This is a genomic window from Dyadobacter chenwenxiniae (assembly GCF_022869785.1).
Taxonomy (GTDB): Bacteria; Bacteroidota; Bacteroidia; order Cytophagales; family Spirosomataceae; genus Dyadobacter; species Dyadobacter chenwenxiniae.
The window spans coordinates 3,526,030-3,544,140 of record NZ_CP094997.1; the positions used below are offsets into that span (position 1 = coordinate 3,526,030).

At 42.8% G+C, this 18,111-nt stretch carries 12 protein-coding genes; 5 read left to right on the plus strand and 7 right to left on the minus strand.

The window, feature by feature from the left end; translation table 11 throughout:
• Positions 1-8: 8 nt before the first annotated feature.
• Together MUK70_RS15045 and MUK70_RS15050 are read left to right on the plus strand one after the other, a co-directional pair.
• Positions 9-752: a helicase-related protein gene (locus MUK70_RS15045; protein WP_234653392.1), complete on the plus strand. Its 744-nt coding sequence runs from the start codon at positions 9-11 to the stop codon at positions 750-752.
• An 11-nt stretch (positions 753-763) separates the two neighbouring features.
• The gene (locus tag MUK70_RS15050; RefSeq protein ID WP_234653394.1) at positions 764-1,651 is read left to right on the plus strand and encodes a hypothetical protein; all 888 of its coding nucleotides are present in this window, start codon (positions 764-766) and stop codon (positions 1,649-1,651) included.
• A gap of 526 nt (positions 1,652-2,177) precedes the next feature.
• On the opposite strand, the gene MUK70_RS15055 is transcribed toward MUK70_RS15050, so the two are convergent.
• Positions 2,178-4,436 (minus strand): nSTAND3 domain-containing NTPase, encoded by a 2,259-nt coding sequence (locus MUK70_RS15055; RefSeq protein ID WP_234653396.1) that lies wholly within the window; start codon positions 4,434-4,436, stop codon positions 2,178-2,180.
• 18 nt (positions 4,437-4,454) lie between these two features.
• Positions 4,455-5,189, minus strand: a complete 735-nt coding sequence (locus MUK70_RS15060) for a uracil-DNA glycosylase family protein (RefSeq protein ID WP_234653398.1) — start codon at positions 5,187-5,189, stop codon at positions 4,455-4,457.
• 97 nt (positions 5,190-5,286) lie between these two features.
• Here MUK70_RS15060 and MUK70_RS15065 point away from each other — a divergent pair, with 97 nt between their 5' ends.
• The 3 genes from MUK70_RS15065 to MUK70_RS15075 all read left to right on the plus strand — a co-directional run bounded on the left by MUK70_RS15065 (position 5,287) and on the right by MUK70_RS15075 (position 8,896).
• Entirely contained in the window at positions 5,287-6,576 is a 1,290-nt protein-coding gene (locus MUK70_RS15065) for an ApeA N-terminal domain 1-containing protein (RefSeq protein ID WP_234653400.1), read from the plus strand.
• 71 nt (positions 6,577-6,647) lie between these two features.
• Positions 6,648-8,672, plus strand: coding sequence for an ATP-binding protein (locus MUK70_RS15070; protein ID WP_234653402.1), 2,025 nt, complete (start codon positions 6,648-6,650; stop codon positions 8,670-8,672).
• A gap of 20 nt (positions 8,673-8,692) precedes the next feature.
• Complete coding sequence (locus MUK70_RS15075) at positions 8,693-8,896, plus strand: hypothetical protein (RefSeq protein ID WP_234653404.1); 204 nt, start codon at positions 8,693-8,695, stop codon at positions 8,894-8,896.
• A 177-nt stretch (positions 8,897-9,073) separates the two neighbouring features.
• On the opposite strand, the gene MUK70_RS15080 is transcribed toward MUK70_RS15075, so the two are convergent.
• The 5 genes from MUK70_RS15080 to MUK70_RS15100 all read right to left on the minus strand — a co-directional run bounded on the left by MUK70_RS15080 (position 9,074) and on the right by MUK70_RS15100 (position 18,104).
• Positions 9,074-9,781 (minus strand): HEPN domain-containing protein, encoded by a 708-nt coding sequence (locus MUK70_RS15080; protein ID WP_234653406.1) that lies wholly within the window; start codon positions 9,779-9,781, stop codon positions 9,074-9,076.
• Between the two features lie 441 nt (positions 9,782-10,222).
• Entirely contained in the window at positions 10,223-11,221 is a 999-nt protein-coding gene (locus tag MUK70_RS15085; protein WP_234653408.1) for an NAD(P)/FAD-dependent oxidoreductase, read from the minus strand.
• Positions 11,222-11,234: 13 nt separating this feature from the next.
• Positions 11,235-13,583: a hypothetical protein gene (locus MUK70_RS15090; RefSeq protein ID WP_234653410.1), complete on the minus strand. Its 2,349-nt coding sequence runs from the start codon at positions 13,581-13,583 to the stop codon at positions 11,235-11,237.
• A gap of 33 nt (positions 13,584-13,616) precedes the next feature.
• Positions 13,617-15,491 (minus strand): peroxidase family protein, encoded by a 1,875-nt coding sequence (locus MUK70_RS15095; protein WP_234653412.1) that lies wholly within the window; start codon positions 15,489-15,491, stop codon positions 13,617-13,619.
• A gap of 27 nt (positions 15,492-15,518) precedes the next feature.
• Positions 15,519-18,104, minus strand: coding sequence for a 3-keto-alpha-glucoside-1,2-lyase-like domain-containing protein (locus MUK70_RS15100; protein WP_234653414.1), 2,586 nt, complete (start codon positions 18,102-18,104; stop codon positions 15,519-15,521).
• Positions 18,105-18,111 lie beyond the last annotated feature (7 nt).

The following is an 18,111-nucleotide window of genomic DNA, read 5'->3' on the forward strand; positions in this document are numbered from 1 at the left end:
GCGAGGATATGTATAAAGACATTAAGCGCATCGGAGAATATTATTTCAGTAAGGGAAAAGACTATAATGATGAGTTGATAGCACTGCTTAAAAAGCTATTTAAGGATGCGGATTGGGAGGACAGTTGCCGAAATACTGGAAAGCAAATGGATGCGGGAGTATCCGGTTTTATATCAAGCTTTAATGTCGCAAGAACTTTGGCCCTCTCAAAAAATCGGTATTGCTCGCGCTATGAAGATTATGCAGGATCAAGGGCGCGTGCTAATCGCGGACCCGACAGGAAGTGGCAAAACAATAGAAGAGAGCTGAGTAAAGTGAACCAGTTGATCAATCAAACCAAGAGTCATAAGAAAATTCTTGCGTTTGATTCTACTGTTATCACGCTGGATTATCTACACAAATTACTTTCAGAAAAGCGTCCGGATCTGACAACGATCGTTGCTGCGGGCCACAATACCGGCAACCGAGAGAAAGTTACCAGACTTTTTGCATTAGAAAATCAGGCAGATGAGAAATTAATTGCGCTTTGTTCCGATGCAATGTCGGAGGGGATCAACCTTCAAGACGCCAGTTGCCTGGTTTTGCTGGACATGCCCAGTGTATTGCGAATAATCGAACAGCGTATCGGTCGGCTGGAACGCATGGACTGCGAGCACCAAGAGATTACCATCCTTTGGCCTGACGATTCGGAAGAATTTTCACTGAATGGTGATAAAAGAATGATTGATACGCTCATGGTAACCAAGGCCTGATTGGAAATAATGTGGAAATCCCGACCGCTATCTATAATAAACAATTAAGGAATGGTCTGAATACAAAAAATTTTATACAAGCATTTACAGAGTACACCCAAGAAGACTACGGCTGGGACGGGGTAAGTGATAGTACGCAGGATCTTTACAGTCTCATTGAAGGGAAGGGCGCGTTAATCGATCGTCGTACTTATGATGAGTATAAAGATGTCGAAGCTTCGGTAAAAACAGCAATCAGCTTTTTAGAGACAGAGCAGACTTGGAGCTTTTTTGCTTTTAGAGGCAGCACCGCCAAAAGTCCAAAATGGCTGTTAATTGATGGTACAAGCAAAAGCTACACTGACTTCTCTGAAATTTCAGAAAAATTAAAGCAATACCTTTCAACTGGCAAGGTCGTTCAGCGAAGGTGGAATGAAGTAAATACGAAGGAAGCAATGCGACAGGTAATGTATCGGCTCCGCAAACAAGAAAAGGAGCTCTTACCTTGGAAGAAGAAACGGGCATTAGAGCGTGCCGAAAAAATTCTGAATTATTACGCGACGAACATTTTCAAGTCGGAAGCAGACAACCAAAATGCTGAGAAAATATTAGCTCTTTTCCACCCAGAATATGATGACGAGAATTATGCAGACCTTGATCAATTCGCGGATTTGTGGCTTAGCATTCTGCTTCCTGAACTGGATAAGTTGAAAGCTGAAATGCAGAGGAAACGGAAAGTGTACACACTGCGAGATCTTGATCACAAGAATGTCAGCCTGACCTCCGACCATTTAAGCTGGTTATTAGAAAATAGTCAGTATGCTAATACATTGGACGAAATGGTTGCGGCTTGTATTATTGGGATTTCGGATAAAACAATGCTGAACCGGGGGAAGAATCATAATAAGGAACGAGAGTAAATAATGCAATTCACATCGGGAGAGTCCCGATCACTCAATCAATCTTCCGCTTATTTTCCCTGAAACTCTCAAAGAAAAACAGCAGATCGCGGAACGACCAGAATACATTTGGGGCGTCGGGGGGATAGCCTAATTACTTCTGAGCCAGCACATAACCGCCATGCAGCGACCAAAGATAATCACATCAGGCTTCTGGCGAACTGGCCCTCAGCAATTCTTTGACCTTTTCACCGTAGGCCTTACACGTAGAGTCCGCAGACTCGGGGGAAGTTTGGTTTGTTCTTCATTAAGATACTTTTTTGGATGGATGGATAAAAAAATGCCCTGCCCAAGGTGTCCAGACGAAGTAATCATCGTTCGAGGGACTTTCGCCGACCTCACATCATAACAGGGCGACACTTTCAAGATTTTTCATAAACGCTACTTTTTTGGAGGTCGCTTATTCGGGAGAAATTTGCTGAAATGCAAATTGAGGGTGGGGGAATTTTCTAACGGTTCATTATTCAATCTTAAAGCATTTTTTGTGCTAGAACGGCAATCTCTCTTTTCCTTCACCCTTCAATCTATTGAAGTATGTCTGGTGATAATCCTCACGGCTTTTTAGTGTTTGAAACTTGTTGATAATGTTTTCATATCTTGGATATCCAAGAGGATGATGAGCTTGAATTGCTTTTAATTGCTCTTTACAGCGAAGGTACCTAGGGTACCAACTTATATCTACCAAACCTCTTAAGGAAGACTGTTCTTTTAGAAGGAGGATGATTTGGGCATCCAACGTGGCATAAAATTCATCAAACCAAGTCTGACCAAGGTACCGCTCATCAAAAAGAATTTCATGTGGAGTAACTGGAATTATTCTAAAAACTAAATTCCAAAAATCAGGATCATTCTTTTTACAGAAAAGCAGTTCTGTAACTATATTATATGCATTAGAAAGTCGATATCCGTGTAAAGTAACTTGTTTAAAGAAAAAAATTAGATCACCAACACTCGAACCTCTAAATTTATCTATATTGACGTGTACTAAGTCAAAAATAACCCCGTTCTGAAAATCTCTATATTGGATACCCCACTGCAACTTAAAACTAATTAAAATATTTGGTGAGTTAAGCCAGATTAAAATGGCATTTATATCAGCTATTGATATATTTTGGTTAGAAATGATTCTTCGGAACCCAAGTTGCAAACTATCTAAATCACTCAATTCCAAATAGATGTATTTTTTCAATATTTCGGGACTAGATCTGTTATTAAATCTAACTAAGCTTAGTAGCTCGAAATTTATATTTTTTATTATTACGTCTCGATAAATATCATTTAGATTTCCTAAGTATTCAACAAAAAAATCTACCATCGACGGATGAAAAAAACTTATTTGATTACCTTCAATTTTGATAATTGACTCGTCCATATTATAAACCTCTCTTTGCAAACTAATGAAAGAATTTCGTCCATAATCGTTACATATATTTTTGTATGAATATTCAATATTCTTTAAATCTGAACGCAGGGAAACTAGGATCGAGAGGAGAATACTTTGCTTTTCAATTGATAGGTTAATGAAAATTTTTTCTAAATATTTGAATGGTTTTCCTATATGTCGAAGAAAGAGATGTGCCTTGAATTCGTCTACATCTTCAAAATACGAACGTACACTTTCTGGGGAAAAATTAACATGCGAAGTCAGCAATTTTAAGCCATTTGGATAAGCAAAGTCACAATTAGGAAATTTGATTGTGAAATAGCGCAGCAATAAATTCTCTTTTTCTTCAGGAGTTAGGAAAGACGTATCCACGGTAATTTTCGATAGCATCTTTTCAATATTTAAGTCAGAATACTCATCAAATGCTCTAACAATATATTCCCGGCTAGTAAAAACACATTTGTGATTAGAATCCAACAATTCAAACACATCTTCCAATTTACGATTAATTTCGTCTGCTCGAGAAGGTTCTATCTCGTGACGACCAAATGTATCATCAAACAAAAATAGTTGCTTCTCTCCCTCAACAAAAAAATTAAAGAATTTTTCAATATTATCTATCTTATAGGGACAAAAACCTTCCTGAATAAACTTATCCAATAGGATCATTTCCGCAGTAAATGTTTTACCAGTTCTTGGTGGGCCTGACAATAGTATTGCTGTATTATCCTCGATTTTCACTTTTGCCTCTTCATAGATATTAGTATTTATAAACTTTGCTCGGTTCCTATTAAATATGCTTAGCCATGTCTTAACAAAGAGGCTATTTTTTTCGATGAACAAATTTCTAATTATATATTCAAAGTCGGTTGACTTGACTATGGAGGGAAAGCTCCATTTAATATAACTATATTTTTCTATTGCACTTTCAAAGTGATGATAATCATATATATAGAAATTAATACTCCTATTTGGCGAATGCTCAGCTTTGAAATCAATAAATAGTTCTCTAAGTTCATCGTATTCATTTGCGTTTATCGGCAGATTCGTTACAAGACAATAATTATCAAAAGGTAAATCATGTCGAATAATAACTTTTCTCAATTCCTTATTGAGATCATTTTTTAAGTCCGCAAATGCTTTTAGATCCGATTTATGCTTCACTTGGAAGATATGGTCCGCTGAATTTTCACCAACTTCAAAGAAATGCGTAACACCGCTGTATATTATGTCTCTACCTTTATCTTTTCCGCCATCAAAATACTTTATCGATCGAGATATATCCTCTTGGAGACATTTAAACGCAAGCAACTCAAACTGCTGCCAACCCAATATTGCCAGATCAAATTTTACAGAACTCATTTCATAAATTTATAAGTTTTAAATTGAAAACCCACATTCAACAACCTCCCCCAAAACCTCCTGATACCGATTCGGCATTTTATTCCGGCGGGAGCCTAGTAATGTTCTGGGATGTTTGGTTTGGAAAGTGCGGGGCGGCAGAGAACCGTCGCTGGTGGAAAGTCGATATAAATATCCGTCGGGCAAAATGGTTTCGCGCGTAGGCTTGAACACCTCATCGATGCGATGGTCGTATTTGGAACCGGTGAGGAAAACCACCACATCTGGTTTTAATATGGAAATTTCAGCTTTCAGCAATTCAAAACCTGCCTTGTTGCGATCTTGCAGCTCGTGTGACGGCGTAGTACTGTTGCAATCGAACTTGGATATATTGGTCCAAAGAAATCCATTCGTTTTGTTAGTTACCTCACTGTTACGCCAATTCCCCTGAAAGAAGAGATTGCGATTAAAATTCCAGAACGGACTACGCAAATAACGAAACGGCTTTCCGTCGCCATAGTCGGCCGACTTGCCGAGATTGAAATCACGGTATTTGTTTAGTAGCTCTTCGGGACTTGGTTTTAAGTTCATCTGTCCCCAGCTATGGGTCTCCTGTCCGACGAAAAGAATCTTATTTTCCATCACACAATACTCGTCAAAAACGTGCATTAGCAATGGTGCGGAGACATTGTCATCCCAGGTTTGGGAGTAGATGGATTGGGTGTATGTTTGGTAGAGTTCGAGGAGTTGAATGTTGAGGGTTTCGGCGGTCATGTTAGAGGGTGGGTGAATTGTCTAGTTAGGAAGATTTATATGTATGCAAAAACCGGTTAATAAGTTTTTGAAGGATGGCAGTCTCAACCCAGACTTTATGAAGCAAATCCTCCCAAAAATAACTATGATGACAAAATTTCCGGTTAAAGGATATTGGTTCTTGCCCAATCATGAAGAAAACAGAATTGCGGGCATTTTAAATGTTGAAGGAGATCGATTCCGGCTTGAGTTATTTGGCTCATTGAACGGGAATTCGCATGACGAATATCTCAGTTCGCTCGAAAAGGAACAATCGAAAAATACGCCCGCAATTTTTGGACGGGGGGCTAACGGTGAAGGATATTCTTTACTAAACTGTATACCCGGTGCATCCAGTCTTAATTTGAATTCAGAGTTCCCATTGACCTCCTTCATCGTTGGTGACATTGTGGCGGGCTGTTTCCTCGAAGACCCAAACGAGGCCATCTTCAAAAAAATTCGTGTTCAATATTCACATTTGCAAGAATGGCTTGGCTTCACTGGTATAACTCGTACCTCCGTTGATGAATCAGGATTTAGTCTTGAATACAAATATCCTGAACCGATTGCAATTGCTATCGACGACCAATATAAGTTTACTCTCAACTATAAGTATGATTATCAAGGAAAAGATCAGTACAGACGGGAAATAAACCAGGACGTATTCGTAGATATTGAGAGCCAAATTTCCGTTTCCTATCTTGAGTTATCCAAGCAAATTTCACTATTCTGTGACTTTCTATCTCTTGCTACGCTTTCAGAAGTGAAGGTTGCAGCCATTAAGTTATTTTGGAACATGAAGGGAGAACATGAACACAATCGGCCAATTACTTTGGATGTATTTCTAGAACCACCGTTATCTTACACGCCAACAGTAAAGCATTTTTCAAAATTCTTATTTTCATTCAACCAAGTAGATCATTTGGTGAAAAAGTTGCTTGAAAACTGGCTACATATGGATGGTGATCTTTGGCCGATTCGAAGATACCTTATTGAGAACATCAAGCCCAATAATGTATTTGCGGTGAACAACTTCCTGAACATTGTACAGTCCTTGGAGGGATTCCATCGCCGATTTAGATATGCGAAACAAAAAGGCCTTTCAGACAGACTCCTATGCTTACATGATGAATTCTGCCATCTCAGCGTGATTAGCTCGGCTTTTGTCAATAAGACGGAAATTTTCAAGCAGGTAGTAGACTCGAGACACTATTACTCTCATTTCTACAAAAAGGATAGCGATGACATTCTAGATGGAAAGGAGTTATATTACGTTACCAAAAAGATCAAACTGTTGCTTGTAGCATGCTTCTTAAACCAAATTGGTTTTGACAACGACATAATAGAAGTTGCCTTGACGAAGGTTTAGGATATACAATAACCTCATGATCAAGCTAATCCAGCAAACTTGGCATACAATCAGAAATCAGCCTGTAAACCGTGAGAAATAGACTAGAAATAAGCTCAAAGGGAATTAAAAAAATTCTTCGCAATTACAACGCACAACTGTCGATTGCCGAATATATATGGAATGGATTTGACGCAGATGCGACTATTGTAAATCTCAAGTATTCTATTGACGCCTTCGAAAATATAAATGAAGTCAGAATTACGGACAACGGATATGGCATTGACTTCGAAAAGCTCCCTGTCAAATTTGTGCCCTTTTATGAGTCTGAAAAGGCGATAGAAATATCCTCCCCAAAACATCATTCTGCAACGCATGGAAAGAATGGCGTGGGACGTCTCACATTCTTTACATTTGCCCACAACGCAAGATGGACAACGGCGTTCGAGACAAAGAACGGACTTGCAAGTGGGACAGTTGAAATTGGCGTATCCGGCTTGCATACATACAACGCAGTCCAACATAATTCTCCAATAACTAGTCTATCTGGAACTGAGGTTTTATTTTACAATGTGTTCATTTCCAAGGAAGTAATGGAGAATTCGGTGATTCCATTTTTAGTCTCCGAATTTTGCTGGTTTCTTGAATTGAACAAAGCAAAGGGGTTCAGGATTATTGTCAATGACGCTGATTTAGATTACATTAACAACATTCTCGACTACCAAGAAACACAAACACTAATCTATGAGGCTACGGGTACTGTATTCACGTTCAAGTATGTGCAGTGGAAAGAGACACTTCATAAAGAGCTTTCCAAGTTTTATTTTCTTTCCAGTGCTGGAGACGAGGTATATAAAGATTTTACAACACTAAATAAGAAAGGTGACGAGTTTTATCACAGCGTCTACATTCAAAGTGATATTTTTGACAACTTCGATTTCGGAAGTTCAGAATCATCACCTCAGCTAAGTTTGCTTAGCAAGGCAAAATCTTCACTTGAATACAAATTTTTGCTTTTTGAGATCACCAAATATTTACGTGAGAAGCGGAAGCCATTCCTCAGGGAATACGGTGCGAAACTGGTTCAACAATACGAGCAAGATGGAATAATGCCCATATATCGAAATGAATGGGAAAAAATCTTCAAAAAATCTTTGCTTGAAGAAACGATCATTGGACTCTATGAGGTGCAACCTAAACTCTTTATTAGTCTGAACACTGATCAGAAGAAAACATTTGTCAGATTACTGGATTTGCTGCTCGACTCAAATGAAAGGGATAATTTGCTGAGAATAATTGATGAAGTTGTGGATCTTGATACGGAGGAAAGGAACGACTTTGTGGAGTTATTCAAAACCACGAAGCTTAACAGAATTGTTGAATGCATTAAGCTAATTGAGGATCGATACAAAACATATTATCATCTAAGAGATTTGGTATTTAGCGCTGATCTCAAAGCAAACGAGGTCAATCATTTACAAAAGGTTATTGAAAATCATTATTGGCTTTTCGGAGAACAATATCACTTAGTCACAGCAGCCGAACCAAAGTTTGATGAAGCTTTAAGACGATATCACTATTTGTTATATAAAGAGGATACTGATCATAAGCTCGACCATCCTCATAAATACAAAGAAATGGACATATTTATGTGCAGACAAAATGTTCAGACAAATAGAATTGAAAATATTGTAGTTGAATTAAAACACCCGAAAATTAGGCTAGGACTGAGCCAGTATGGGCAAGTGGATAAGTATTTACAGACAATCCTAAATGAGCCAATGTTCAATGCGCCTAATATGTCTTGGGAATTCTATTTGATTGGAAACGAGTTTGACAATACAGGATTTATAAAAAAACTGATAGAGACGAATGCTAACCATGGAATTGAATCATTGGTGCATTGGTCTGATAAGGGACGTATTAAAGTTTATGTTAAGAAATGGAGCCAGATATTCGCCGAATTTGAGATGAAGCACAAGTTCTTAAATGACAAGCTCTTATTGGAGAGGACACATTTAATGATCAATCCTGAGAATGCTGATAATATTATAAAAATGGCTGCACTGAACTCAGCGGTTCAACCTGAGGAAGTGAATTTGCCCAAACTTGCGTAATCTGGCTAAAAGACAATAGCTTGACAGACCTGGATAATTTGCCTGATCCTGACATTTTTGCCAATGATATTATTGAGAATTTGGAAGCAGGAATTGAGAGTTTTAAGGAAATTATGTGGTCAATTAATACGGATAGGCAACGAAGTCGGCACGTTGAAAGCGGCTGCAAGCATGTATTGATCGCTGGGGTGATGCAGAATAGCGAAGCCGAGTTCTTCAAGTAGCAGCCAAAGCGAAAAAAGCTTCGTTCATTGGATCAGCTGTCAGTAAACTGCGCAATCCGCTCTCTACAAATCCGTTCCGTCAAATCTTTCAGTAATGTAACCCGACCGCCAAGGTATTCCAATTCCTCTTTTTCAATCTTGTAATTCTTGTTGTAACGCGCATCGATGTACGCTTTCTTAAGAAGAATAAATAGTCGCTCTTCTTCGGCTGTCGTTTTTGGAAAAACTGTCGCGAAGTTGGTGTTCAGTTTTTCGACCTGATTTCCTAGAATCAATGTCATGGATTCTTGGCTTGTAATCAGTGAAAACGAGAAGTATGGCAGCATAATATCTTTCAGTGGCTTGGTGAAGTTGAAAGGCAGCTATTTTATACCAGGTTTTTTCAATCTGGATATATGCTGTCTCCAAAAACTGGCAAGCACCTTCGAACCAATGTTCAAATTCCTCAGTCGATTTTTCCACCCGTTGCGCCACATTAAGATTTTTCGGCTCGGACAAAGTGAATTTTCCTGAATCATAAAGCAAAATTCCTTCCTTCAAAATATCTACAAAAAAATAGTAGTTCCGCTCGATCTTGTCGTTCACAAAACCAATGCTGTGGTAGATGATGCTGGTTCTGGTGATCGCCTCATTGGCCATCAATTCCTTGTCCAGCTCCCGCGATTTCTTGACTTGCTTGGCGGCATTCTTGTCTTTGGTGACAATCAGAATGTCGAAATCGCTCACATATTCGTATTTTTCCTGGTAGTCTTCGACCCAATCGCCCCGCGCGTAGCTGCCGAAGAGGATGATCATTTCGGCTGGGACTTTGTCGAGAATTATTTGGGTGAGCGCTTTTAGTTGGTCTTGTTTGGTTTTTGGGAGGTGGGCGAGTGTGGATTTCATAGGGTGTGGGTTTTGTGCGGCAATTTAGTACTTTTTCGATTTTTCTGCTACCAAGGGATTTGCCTTGTGAAAAAAGCAACAATGCTGCCGCCGATCATTTCGGTATCTTGTAGAATGTCAGGGCTGCAAGGAGCTGGCACATTCGCTCAAAATGGTCCATGATCTGGCGCTTTATCATTCGGATATTCCGTTTGATACGACCGAAAAGTCGGCGCTTTTTGATGTGAACTTACTTGTAGAGGGGTTTCAGAAGTTGGGAGAAAAGGTTTAGGAATCGGAGGACTGTTGGCGACAGTCCTTTTTTGTTTTTAAGGTCAGAATTCAAGCATCAAACAAACTCCTGATACGCTATTGATTTGTAAAGAAGTGCAGTAGCAAAGGCATAACATTGTGAAAACCAGGAGCACTTTCACTGGAACAAGCGTCGAAGGTTGATATAAATTAAATTGGAAATCCTTTCTCTGCGTACATGTTTTTCATATTCGCCAGATCGTTCGAAAACCAGTCATTCATCCAGGTGTTGTAATGAGCATGTATTTCTTTAATATCCGATTTTACAAGCTTCAATTGTCCCAGCAAATAGCCGCACATCATACCGCTCATGACCGCTTTCAAAACGCCTTTGGAGGATGCCGGGTCAAATGTGAAGGCGGCATCGCCGATTAAAAAGTAGTTACTCCGGGAAACGTTTTCGGCTATCCGCCAGGTAACATCTGCAGCCTTGTGCGACCCGGCCGGTTTGAGGTGTTGCAGGCATTCCGGCAGCCAGTTTTTAGCAATTTTTTGGTTAAACGGATAAAGTCGGTTCCAACTGATGAGCTTTTCCGAGATCCTCGAAACCCAAATCCAGCCGTCAGCATCCCAAATCATCCGGGGAGTTGAAAATGAATGGGTATTCTCCGATTCTACATAACCAAAATGGACAAATAATGGGGTTGACTGTTGTTTATATCGGATACCCAATTTTTTAGGCAATACAGCATTTCTTCCCGATGCATCAATGAAAAAACTTGCGTTGAAGCTTCCGGAATTAGTAAACACCGTCGCAATGCCGATAGAGCTTAATGTCACATCGGTTATTTTGGAGCCGGAATAGAATTTTGCACCTAAACTAATTGCCTGATCCAGCAAAAGTTGATCGAAAGTGTCCCGGGGAAATTGAAACCCTTCCCAACTGCCTTCCTGATTGTACAAGTCCAACTTAGCCGAATCCCGGAATTCTGTAATAATTCCGGGATGCCGCTTAAAGGAAAACCCTTCGATTTCCTTCCAAATGTCCAGTTCTTTCAACAGTGGCTCAATACCGGGATGCAACGTTTCACCAGGAGCGGATCTTGGAAAATGTTGCTTATCCAATATGCTAACCTCAATACCAGCCTTTAAAAGTTGAATTGCGCAGGAAGTACCAGCGGGGCCGGCACCAATGATCAATGCATTCATTTTTAGTCGGTGCTCAACGTCTGATCGGTATTGCGGATCTCCTTACTGCCTGAAAATTAGGTTGGGAATTTTCTTTGAAGAAAATGAATGTTTCAGAAATCTGACATGTGTACGATTCTTTCACAGCCTTTTTTCTGCGCATTACTTCTCCCGTAGACAGTTCATTACCTTCCAATACTGCAAATTGAAAAATATAGCCGACTCCTGTCAGACGAACATCCACCCTTTCCGCAGCCTCACCCCAATCCGTTATCTTCTCAGCATAAACCAATCGCATTTCCTTCGAGTCGGGTACCCGGCCATTACCCGGTAAGATAAAAATGCAGTTTCTTAAAACAGTCATCCGGTCGATCCATTCGCTCGCGCCAACCATACATAATTGCTTTACCGATATTTTTCCTTTCAGCGCGTTTGCCGTGTAGTCGGATCTTTCAATGTTGGTAAAATTTACAAATTGAAAATCTCCTTCAAAGAAGGGCCCCTGCTCGCCATCCCAGCCGGTTGATGCGCTCTTTATGCCGGTAGTGACCAAAGGGTGGTTCTGGTGATAGCCCAGCTCTGAGTTCATCATCGGGAAGGCCGTAGGGATCACCCCGTTTACCTTGTCATCAATAAAAGTTTGAGAAGCATCCGGCGCCACCGCCGGCCAAAATGAGTTCAGAGCGGCGCAAAGTTTCGCATCTTCCGGGAATGGACTTCCCAACCCGCTGGAACTTAGAAATGATTTGTTCAACCCTCTGTCAAACACCAACGATACATCCCAGCCTGGCGCAAAGACCCCGCTCGCGGCATCGGTTAAAAAGCTGACCTGGTTATGATCCTTTGTAACAATTGAATTGGAATTGCTAAAAACGGACATACTCACAATGGCCACGACTGTTTCAGTTTGCGTATTTTCAGAAAAAGCAGCGTTCCCTGAATCCGGCAGTTCGATGAAAGGATTGATGCGGGACCTATCGTTAAAGAGCGGTCGCGGTGCTCCAAATGCAAAATGCTCGTTGGCGGTGAGTCTGTTTTCGGCGAGCCAGTTCACGATTTCCAGCTGATCACATAATGGAAAGAAATCCGGTGCCGTCACAAGCGAATAGGCAGGCAGGATTTTATCGGTTAGCGGATTTGGGCCAGCAAATTGAGGAACAATGCATCCGTCACAGGTCTTATCGGTGAACAGGGCTGCATCATAGCCGCCGGTCCTGACTTTTGTCAAAAAATCATTGTGCCGCGCAGCTGGAAATTGATCTGACACATTTTCGACCGTGTCGTCTGCCATAAGCTGAAAACGGATATTCATGTATTCTGGTCCCAGTCTTAATCCTCCGCCGAATGTGGGGATCTGGAAGGAAGTTGAAAAGCGGTTATTATTACCTCTTGCGGGAACCCGGAAACTGACTTTTCTTCCGTCCTGCTCTGCGAAACTGACCAATGTTTCTTCATGCTCCGGCACCAGGATGGCCGAAGAACCGACCGGTTCCAGGCTGACCAACTTTCCACCCGACTTAGAGCTCGTCAAAAAAGGTGCATGATTGATGTCAAAGCCGTTTTGCGGCACATTGATTGCTTCAAAAGCACGCTTTAATTTTTCAGAAAGATGGTTTTCTGCAAACTCAAAGTCCGGAATGTTGAGGTTCCTGATACAATCGTCTCCACTGAAAATTTTGTGGATTGGAAAATTGTAGTCCCGGTTATCACTCGGGTTACGCAACACGTCCTCCCGGCGTGTCGCGAGTCTTTTTTCCGCTAGAAACAGGCCATATCTCGCAGGCAGTACAGGAATGGTATCTTCCCCGTTTTCGGGGATGGTCCAAAAACTCCTTCGTGCCGGAACATACACAGGACCGGCCGTCCCAACACGGGAAACGCCTGTTCTGGAATAGACAAAGTCGGCATATCTCTCGTTGACACTCCTTATCCCTGCCCGGTACTGATAGGCAAAAACGGTAATCGACAGGTTATCAGATTGAAAATTTTCCTCAAAAAATGTCTTATCCCGAACAGCAACTCCGGACGCTCCATGATGAGAAGAAAAAATGAAGTTTTCCAACGCATCGAGCTCGGTCAGTGTGGGATAGGCATCCTGGTTATCTACAATCGAATTCCCTGGTCCTGGATGCACATTCGGGCTTGAAAATGCATGGAAAAGGAGGCTTTTGCAAGGGATATAAGGCTCAACTGCCCGGCGTCCGGAGGAAATAAAATCCTCGAACCCCAATATGTTCCGATCAATGGTTGCCGAAATATCCTTGTAGATCTCCGCTTCCAGGTTCGGAGCTTCAATGTTAAGGCCGTGCCTTTTTAAAAGCGCCGCCCAACCGAACGGCGCCAGTCGCTGGCAGATATCTGAAAGTTGTGTTAGGGAAGACATTGGTCACAAAGTTGTTCTTGAAAATTCCTTTAACTATTGAACAATTTGAATGTCAGTGATATTTTTCACCACTTCACTACCCAGAAAGACCTCAATCGAACTGTACTGGTCTGTCGTGGTCAGATTTTCTTCATACCTGATTTCCTGAATACCTTCCGGGAGCTCAGCATCAATTTTGATGATCTCCAATTGCAAAATGGAAGGATTTATTCCCTGTGGAATGCGTTTTTGAAGTTGGGCAACCTTTATTTCCTGATGCATATTTATTTTTCCAACCACACTTAAAGTACCACCAGGCGTAGGTTGAACAGGTTGCAGGTCCACTGTTGCTCTCCAATCAAAGGTGTCACCGATTTGATTTATTTCACCCACAAACCTGACAAGATCCGCCAGTGTAAAGTTTCCTGATCCTGGCACACCCAGAGTAGGAACCCATTCCGGTTTTCTGGCAAGAAACGAGCTGGAATCTGCTTTTAACAATCCGATAAAAACCTCTGCAACAATGCGACTCCCAACCTGACCTAGATGCTTACTATCGCCCTGAATTTCCGCCTCCTTTAGAATGTAGTACCATAGAGGTGTTTCCAGATGCAAATCATGCGCTGCTGCTACCTCGCCATCTGCTCCGGTTGCTATCTCATCGGGCGTCAGTGGCGTGAAGGCCATCAGTCTGGCAATGCTCTGGCCCGGAGGCAAGCCCATGCTACTGCCGCGTTTAAGGTTTCGTACAGCTAGGCTTCCTAATCCAGGGATGTCATGTAATTTAGGGATAATCAATGGATTAATCCCACGGCTAAGTTCTGGTTTTATATTCGGCTCTATTTCCAGAAACTGTCTCCAGTCAATGATCCAATCGCTTGGTATAGGAACACTACTTTGGGGATTACGCGAGGACAATCCACTGAATTCGAATAGTAGTTCCAATGTTGCCGGTGTTACTGCCCCGGGTCCAAAACCAAAAACACGGTTATAATTATACGCTTCCCTTACCATGCTATGGCCAAAACGGTAAGCAGCGACGGAGAATTCTACTGGAATAAATGGTATGTCATCATTGATATTGTAAAACTTTCTACCGTTTACAAGTACATCGTTCAGTTGCACGGGATCCAGTATCCTGGGCAAAAAGTCATGCAAGACTATCCATTGGTAGTGCCAGATCACCAGATCACGGGCTTCTTCGAAAGTCGATTTACGTAACGGAGATTCACGGGGAATTGATCCGTCCACAAGCCCTTCCACGACCTTATTGTGAAATTTCAGAAATGCTAGATGTAATTGAGCTACGACCAGGTTCTCGTCGTTTCTGGGGTCTCCTATCAGTGCGAAGCCTTCTGAATTACGGGGAAGATCGTTAGGAAGACTTACCGGAACAGAGGGGTCTCCAAACGGAGGCGTGTTGCTGGTGTTTCCGATCAAAAATAAACCGTTATTATCTCTTTGATAGAGATAAGGATTGGCTACCGGCCCGGAGCCGTAGATCGAGTCAAGGTCAAGCATCGGGGTCCGGAAATTTGTAACTGCCAAAGGGTCAACCAAGATTTCCTGAAGAGAAGTGGTGTCGAGTGTAATATCATGATCAACAAACTGTCCGAAATAAGTGTATCCTGCCGGAAGGTTGTCGTTGTCGCCGTCGGGGTGAGCTACTGGTCCGTTTATATCAACCGTAACACTGTCAATCATGGCAGCACCTAGGGCTTCAAGACTTGCCGCAGGCGGAACCAGCGGTTTAAGCAATGGAAACAGCCTCCCGAACTTGCCGGTTTGAGAAAATTGGCCCAAAGGCTGACATTCTTCCGTACGTGTGCCAAATCCGTGGCCTCGGGCGATTTTCCGCTCATTTTTTGCCACGGGAATCCCTGTTGATTTCTTGTTCGGGTCTCTTGCGTCTTGTGCTGGATTGTTCATGTTTTCGATATTTGAAGGTTGAAGATTTTACTTAATATGTAAGTTCCTAAACTGCACCCGTCCTGTGTGAAATTGAAAACCAAGAAAACCTTTGGTTCTTTTGGAGACAGGTAACGTCGCTTTATTGACTAATTTTCCATTCAACCGCACCGTTATTTCATTTTGGTTCACGGAGATCTGATACAGGTTCCAATATCTTTCTGTTGTTAACGGACCATCGGGTGCGAGTACAGTGGATGCCCATTGGCGAGCAGGAGAAACACCGTAAATGGCACCGGTTTTGTATTTCGAATCACCAAAAATCGATTGGGGGATTCTGTCTTTATCGAAATTCTTTCCCAGGTCATCAATTTGAACCTCAATGGAGCTCTCATAAAATGCATCAAATTGCGCCTGGTCGTTGAAATTGACCGCAGACGGATCAGGCATTCGTAGCAGTATGCCGGAGTTCGGGAATGCCGGGGTGCGGAACGCTTTCCATTCAACAGATAGCTCGAAATCGTCAAGCTCTTCAGGCAGGTAATAAATCCCGATTCCCTGATCCGGGTTTGTCTCAATGATATCAGAATCCAGCAAACGGATACCATTATACGGAGCCGTTTTCCAGCCGCGGCCCGGGGCGAGAGATTCAATCCTGAAACCGGTTAACTCAGATGCCGGCGCGGTGTAACTGCCGTGACGCGACACGATATCGTCAGCAACTTTGCGCGCCAGTCCCAGCCCCGTCAGAACCGGGTTCGCAGATCCGACAGTCGTGAACAATGCCTGATCTGCGCAATAAGCGTTTGTTACGTGATGAAAATGTCCATTCGCGTCGGTTACCGAGGTATCGGGATGATCTCCCATCCAGAGGGTCCCGGCATCGTGGAAAGTAGTACCCACACCTTGCTGCCTGCTGAATGCCGGCAATGTGTAATCAGCATCATACGTGAGTGAACCACCGTTTGCCAATGCCCGGGCAATCGCATGCGCAGTGTCGTGCATATCCAGCCAAATTAGGTCCGAAGTATGATCGGGATTCGTTTTGAATTGCACCCACGCCCTGCGGTGACCAAATTCAAAGTCGCTGTCGGCATCTCCTGCCAGGTCAACGTAGTCGAATGCGGGATCCTTTAATACAGTATTTCGCCCGCCTTTCACCTCCCCGCTGGACCTGAGCACAAGACTAATCGATTCACTGTCAAAGTCGTCTGCTATTCTCGATTGAATTTGCAGGTCGGGTACCATCTTGTACATATTTGAATCAGGGCCAAAAGTATTGGTTGCTGCATAAAGCTGATATTGATAGGTACCATGCGCTCCTTCACACTGCACGTGCAGAGAAGCCAGCTGAAGCACGTCAGCTAATTTTTTTCCTGGCCATTGGGTTGCAACAAACGCTGCAAATTTTTCACGCTCAACCTTGAATTTGATATCTGACCTGATATGGATCATAAAATTACGGCCCATCAGCTCCTCCCCCGGCGCTCTGAGACGCGAAGATTCCAATGAAAACGATTCGAGGGCAAGGCGTGTTGACTCGATGCTGCTCATAGCCAGTACGACCTGGCAATGAGGACCGAGATTGAGCGTTTTGCGTCCTCCGGGCGTATTGACAACAATACGATCAACAAGTCTGGTGCCTGTTTCAGGGCTTTCGGCTCCGGCAGGGGCACATTCCAGTTTGATTACGTGGGTCAGAGGAACAACACACATACGCAGATCGGAGGAGCGGCCATCCCCATGATCTGCCCGCGTGCTGGCCGTTAATGCCGGAACACTGGAATACTTGTCCAGCGCAAATAAACCGGAAATATAGGACTGGGTTTGGACGGCGATCGGCGCAGGAAGTATTTGAGTAATCCGGGGATCAATCGTTGCTTGCTGTTTAGTGAGGAAAACGCGGAGTGCTTCGTTCAGCCCTACCGGTTCGGGGCCCTCCTTGTTAAAAGAAATCGGATCAAAAACAAAATCGTCGCCCGGAGCAACGCCGATTTCGTACTCAACAGCCTCGTAGGCAGAAAGTGGTTCGCCACGTACAAATGTCTTTTCCGTCACCGGATCTTTATGGCTGATTGGCCTTGTGCCAACAGGATTATTGTCATTTACATCCAGCAAATAATTACGGACTTCCTCCGGCCATTCTTTCAGATCGGATTCCTGTAAACGCGGGCACCACCCACCCCAGTAGATTCCCTTTCCGCCAACGCAGTAAGCTTGGCCGACAAACGGCTGGTTACTTCGCCAGCCTACCCCCCAAACCAGGTTGCGGGTTCCCGGATTTGAACCCGATCCAACGGAAACCGGTCCAGCACCTGCAGGATCAAATAATCCGAGGTTAGGAATGTTCTGGGTATGTTCGGCCACCACGAATGGACCTGCTTCCAAAACCAGAACACGAAGCGCTTTGGTGGCGTCTCCCTGTGCGAAACGCTCCCGGCTCATTTCATAAATCTTTGAAGCGCAGTATCCTCCATACATGCCGGAGCCAATTACGACAACATCAATTCCCTCCGAATCCGATGTTGCTTCATCCCATGTATTGCAAACAAAACGCGGTATCACGTCAAGCCCAAATGTTGTTTGCTGGACGTTGACAGAATCACTGGCAGGGATAAGACGGGGAAGTGCCATTTTAAAT

Bases quoted from the DNA above. Each gene is read 5' to 3' on its own strand.
- MUK70_RS15085 (WP_234653408.1), bottom strand. From the start codon at position 11,221: ATGAATGCATTGATCATTGGTGCCGGCCCCGCTGGTACTTCCTGCGCA.
- MUK70_RS15060 (WP_234653398.1), bottom strand. From the start codon at position 5,189: ATGACCGCCGAAACCCTCAACATTCAACTCCTCGAACTCTACCAAACA.
- MUK70_RS15100 (WP_234653414.1), bottom strand. From the start codon at position 18,104: ATGGCACTTCCCCGTCTTATCCCTGCCAGTGATTCTGTCAACGTCCAG.
- MUK70_RS15095 (WP_234653412.1), bottom strand. From the start codon at position 15,491: ATGAACAATCCAGCACAAGACGCAAGAGACCCGAACAAGAAATCAACA.
- MUK70_RS15090 (WP_234653410.1), bottom strand. From the start codon at position 13,583: ATGTCTTCCCTAACACAACTTTCAGATATCTGCCAGCGACTGGCGCCG.
- MUK70_RS15065 (WP_234653400.1), top strand. From the start codon at position 5,287: ATGAAGCAAATCCTCCCAAAAATAACTATGATGACAAAATTTCCGGTT.
- MUK70_RS15055 (WP_234653396.1), bottom strand. From the start codon at position 4,436: ATGAGTTCTGTAAAATTTGATCTGGCAATATTGGGTTGGCAGCAGTTT.
- MUK70_RS15045 (WP_234653392.1), top strand. From the start codon at position 9: ATGTATAAAGACATTAAGCGCATCGGAGAATATTATTTCAGTAAGGGA.
- MUK70_RS15080 (WP_234653406.1), bottom strand. From the start codon at position 9,781: ATGAAATCCACACTCGCCCACCTCCCAAAAACCAAACAAGACCAACTA.